This is a genomic window from Chamaesiphon sp. (assembly GCF_041737865.1).
Lineage (GTDB): Bacteria > Cyanobacteriota > Cyanobacteriia > Cyanobacteriales > Chamaesiphonaceae > Chamaesiphon.
Genome location: NZ_JBGSQZ010000145.1, coordinates 1 through 3,941, shown reverse-complemented (window position 1 = coordinate 3,941; position 3,941 = coordinate 1). Strand labels below are relative to the sequence as shown.

General features: G+C 41.0%; 5 protein-coding genes and 1 pseudogene. 3 read left to right on the top strand and 3 right to left on the bottom strand.

Features of this window, described 5'->3' with window-relative positions:
* Together ACEW9J_RS10835 and ACEW9J_RS10830 are read right to left on the bottom strand one after the other, a co-directional pair.
* On the bottom strand, positions 1 to 518 hold a 518-nt coding region (locus tag ACEW9J_RS10835; RefSeq protein WP_373545132.1), incomplete at its 3' end, for a hypothetical protein.
* A gap of 152 nt (positions 519 to 670) precedes the next feature.
* Positions 671 to 1,696 (bottom strand): DUF1186 domain-containing protein, encoded by a 1,026-nt coding sequence (locus tag ACEW9J_RS10830; protein WP_373545131.1) that lies wholly within the window; start codon positions 1,694 to 1,696, stop codon positions 671 to 673.
* Positions 1,697 to 1,818: 122 nt separating this feature from the next.
* Here ACEW9J_RS10830 and ACEW9J_RS10825 point away from each other — a divergent pair, with 122 nt between their 5' ends.
* From ACEW9J_RS10825 to ACEW9J_RS10815, 3 genes are all read left to right on the top strand, one after another.
* A complete protein-coding gene (locus ACEW9J_RS10825) occupies positions 1,819 to 2,181 on the top strand; it encodes a hypothetical protein (RefSeq protein WP_373545130.1) in 363 nt (120 codons plus the stop codon).
* On the top strand, positions 2,139 to 3,056 hold the full coding sequence (locus ACEW9J_RS10820) for a transposase (RefSeq protein ID WP_373545129.1): 918 nt from the start codon (positions 2,139 to 2,141) through the stop codon (positions 3,054 to 3,056). The genes ACEW9J_RS10825 and ACEW9J_RS10820 overlap by 43 nt, the downstream gene beginning before the upstream one ends.
* Before the next feature lie 75 nt (positions 3,057 to 3,131).
* A complete protein-coding gene (locus tag ACEW9J_RS10815; protein WP_373545128.1) occupies positions 3,132 to 3,287 on the top strand; it encodes a hypothetical protein in 156 nt (51 codons plus the stop codon).
* A gap of 388 nt (positions 3,288 to 3,675) precedes the next feature.
* On the opposite strand, the pseudogene ACEW9J_RS10810 reads toward ACEW9J_RS10815, so the two are convergent.
* Positions 3,676 to 3,941, bottom strand: a pseudogene (locus tag ACEW9J_RS10810) (ISKra4 family transposase); the annotation flags it as partial.

The following is a 3,941-nucleotide window of genomic DNA, read 5'->3' as shown; positions in this document are numbered from 1 at the left end:
AAATCATCTCTAAGTTGGCATAGAGTACTAGTTTTCATGGGCAATGCCGCTGGCAATATCTGATATTTGCTGTTTTCAAATAATCTATTTTCAAGGTTAGGCGGTTGATGAACTCGATCTTTTAATTGGGGGCGATCTACTGTAATAACTTTAGTTATTTTGATTCCTATACTATTGAATAGTTTATTTAACCTAGTTTCTAACTCTGGCGAGGTTACATATTTATCGATAATCTTCTGAAGTCGATCGACTCCATCATCGAAAATAGTTTGTAATTGCTTTGCCAATTTAAGATTGTTGTTTGGAGAGGTTAAATCAATTTCTGAAAGTAGTGGAAATAGTCTACAATTATAATCCAATTTATCATCGACTGCATGGCTGTCTCGCTCGTCATTAGACGACGCACAAGCTTCAGATTGGGAGCTATTATTTTTTAGAATTTGTAATAAATAATTTAAAAACTCTAATCGCTCTGCTTCGTTTAGTTGCTCTGGGAATTTAATTTTTTGGTCATTCATAAGCATCTATAGAGATTTTAAGCAAGTTGAGGATTGAGTGCGATCGTATGTTGCCCTCGAAAGATGAAGATATGCTACTACGCTGCATTGCTAACAACGAGTCAGATCGAGACAGACGGGCAATTCTATATGTGGTGGTTGCTGCTACTTAACTATTTTTTCTTCGATCGATTTTTTCGACGTGCTTCTTTTTGCATCTTCCCCTGAGTTTTCTTTTTGGTTGACATTGCTATTTTCTGAGGGGATAGATTTAAATCTCCTATGCCAAAAGGGTTGTTCGTTGACTCTTTCAGTTTTTTGTTTTCAAAACAATTCCACCATTCCATCTCCGAAATTGTATCTTGAATCAAACCATAATGCTTGCGATCGCGCAGTTCATTCAATGATGCCTCTTGACCGAGGTTAATATAATCATCGACATCTTCCCGATCGAAAAAGAACTCCTCCACCAAATCTGCATCAAAAGCTCGATCGATCTGTTGTTTAAGTTGGGACGGAGCTAGAGCAGCACTCTCTGTCACTAATTTAGTCCAAACAAAGGAATATTCTCGTTCGAGTCGGGTTGAAAAGAGTTCCTCAAAATATCTAATTACAACTTCTCGATCGATCGTTCCTTGAATAACCAAAATAATTAACGAACGGAGCGCAGAACTTCTCACATATTCATTTATTTGCCGATTTTCGATTAGTTGCTGGATCGGTTCGATATTGCCGTCACAAACACTAGCAAGAATTCTGCCTAAATCCTCTGTTGCTAGATCTCCAGTAACGTCCATTGCCATCTCTCCAGGCACCGAGAAAAACTCGACGATCGGCAAATAAGCTTGGGGTTCCTTAAATTGTGCCAGCAAATACATGGCATAAATATGCAGAAAATAGTTAGGGCGTTCTAACAACTCCTCAAGCTGAGATTTCCATTCTGATACCGTCGCTAATAATATCGGGGTAATGGCTGCCTGTTCTGCGATCGCTCGCTCTAGAGCTAGTCGAGGAAATGCTCCGGTATAGTTCTCTAGTTCAGCGATGATTTCCGTTAATTCCATGATGCCAAGTTTTTGACTGATTTTAGTTGATTTTCCTGCATCCTGACCAGGATTAGCAAATGTATAATTCAGATTGTTAAGATCGATCGATAGTCTGTTATTTTCCCCATCCTGTAGTGTCCACTTATCAGACAAACCTGATAGACGGACAAAAGTCCGTAAGAATTCAAGGAAAAGCTGATGAGGAATAGGTTTGGAGAGAAAAGAGAGGGAAAACTGTTAACCTGTTTTTATCCAAAAAAGCAGCACAGCTCGAAATGATCGAAACATCCTCTCGTCTTCATCATCAATTAATTAAGTTTGGGAGTCAATATAGTGAATGGGCAGACATTAGACATTTAGGAGTGATGTGTTGGATGATCGTGGGCTTAATTGGCGAAGGCAGCGTGAATCTGACCAAATGGATAGATCATATCCAGACCAAAGCAAAAATTGCCCAAAGCACTCAGAAGCGACTATCGCGATGGGTGAACAATCCACGAATTAATCCAGCCAAATTGTATAGCCCAATCGTCAAAGCAGTATTTGCTAACTGGAGCGACCCAGAAATATATCTGACGTTTGATACCAGTATGTTGTGGACTGGGCGGGTGACCCGACCAGTGATGAATATTGTTTAATTCGGATCTGCGTGGTACATCTGGGTAGAGCAATTCCAGTCGGCTGGAGAGTAATTAAGCACAAAAGTAGCAGCGTCAAATTAGATACTTATCAAGACTTACTCAAACGAGTAGCCAAACTGCTACCCAGTCAGCCGAAGATCGTACTGCTGGCAGACAGAGGATTTGCCGATGCTCAACTAGTCCGTTATGTCAGACAATTGGATTGGCAGTGTCGAATTCGGGCGCGACGTTTTCGGGGGAAGCTTCCCCCGAAAAGCTCGCTTATTAAGGGCAATTTTTTGCTGCGTCATCCCCGTCATGGTTGGCTGCAAGTCAATCAATTTCCGTTGACACTCGGCTCGGCTCAACTGATTCACAATGTTCAAATTCATAAACATAATTCTCTCACCGATGTCCACATCGCCATCGGTTGGGAAGAAACATCTGGCGAAAAATGGTATATTCTCAGCACTAAACCGACTACCCTTCAAACCTTTCGGGAATATGGTTTGCGGTTTACGATTGAGGAGAATTTTAAGGATGATAAATCGTCCGGCTTTGATTTAGAAAACTCTAAGCTGCGCTCTGCTCCAGCCTTATCTCGGCTGTGTTTGGTAATGGCGATGACTACTTTATTTTTGACTGCCACTGGTGTTCAAGTTGTGATCGCTGGTCAACGTCGTCTTGTTGACCCTCACTGGTTTCGTGGTTCTAGTTATTTGAAAATTGGCTGGAGTTGGGTTAAACGAGCGATGATTAATGGCTGGGATTTATTTTCCGATATCTCTTTTACTACTAATATTGACCCCGACCCTGTTAAAGCTTCTCATTCACAATATCTGCAAAAAACCTACCGAATCGAGTTTATCGCCCACACACATCGCTGGTCTTAAAAAACTTTTGTCCGTCAATCAGGTGGACGACTCATTGAAGTGTGTAAATGATGTTGCGAACTTACCAGTCAAAAGATGGCTAAGTTTGAGGCAGAGGTTGGCTGCGCTCCTAGTGCTGGTAACAATTGGGGAATTCATTTGGATCGGGTGATGGAGTTAGCACTTGATTCCGAACGGACGTTACCGAGAAGGTTCGAGCATGGCAAGTTTGTCGAGCTTTTGAGCCAATAGTTTGGATCTGTAATATTGGCGGCAGAAATTGAAGAGGTGGCTGCGAGTTTTTGGAGCCAAATTCAGCAGCGGTTAGGAAGTAAAGTTGGAGGTTAGATTTATTAAATTATCGATCTGAATATTAGCGATCGAGCTGAATAACGAGCGAGTCTAAACTAGGCGATCGAACTATATTGATAGTCAGCATGATTTAACCCACATTCCGCTAGTTCGATCGCCTAAAAAATAATAAGATCTACAATTCTGTCATATCAAGCTTTCTAGCGATTTAGCCTCTTTATGGCGATCGAGAGTATATTCTCAATTGTCTTAGCTTATTGAGAATAAAATTGCTACGATCCAATGGGAGCATAACACTTTTGCGATGAGTATTTATACTTACGATAATTTAAGCTGCGGTTTTTAGATTAACCCCAATCATTCCATTCAAATAAGCTACTCGATGCGCCAAAACCTGTGGCACATTTCGCTCATTCCATTGTGCTCCAGAAATTTTAATCCGCCGACCAATTTGCTTGATGGCTGATTCTACAGCCCCAGAGCCAATTGAACAGATTTTCTTGGACTGGAGAGCCTGGTAATTAACAATTCGTTCTTGGTGTTTGGTGAGATACACACAGAAATTCTGTGCTGTTTTCTTGGTCAGATTTATAA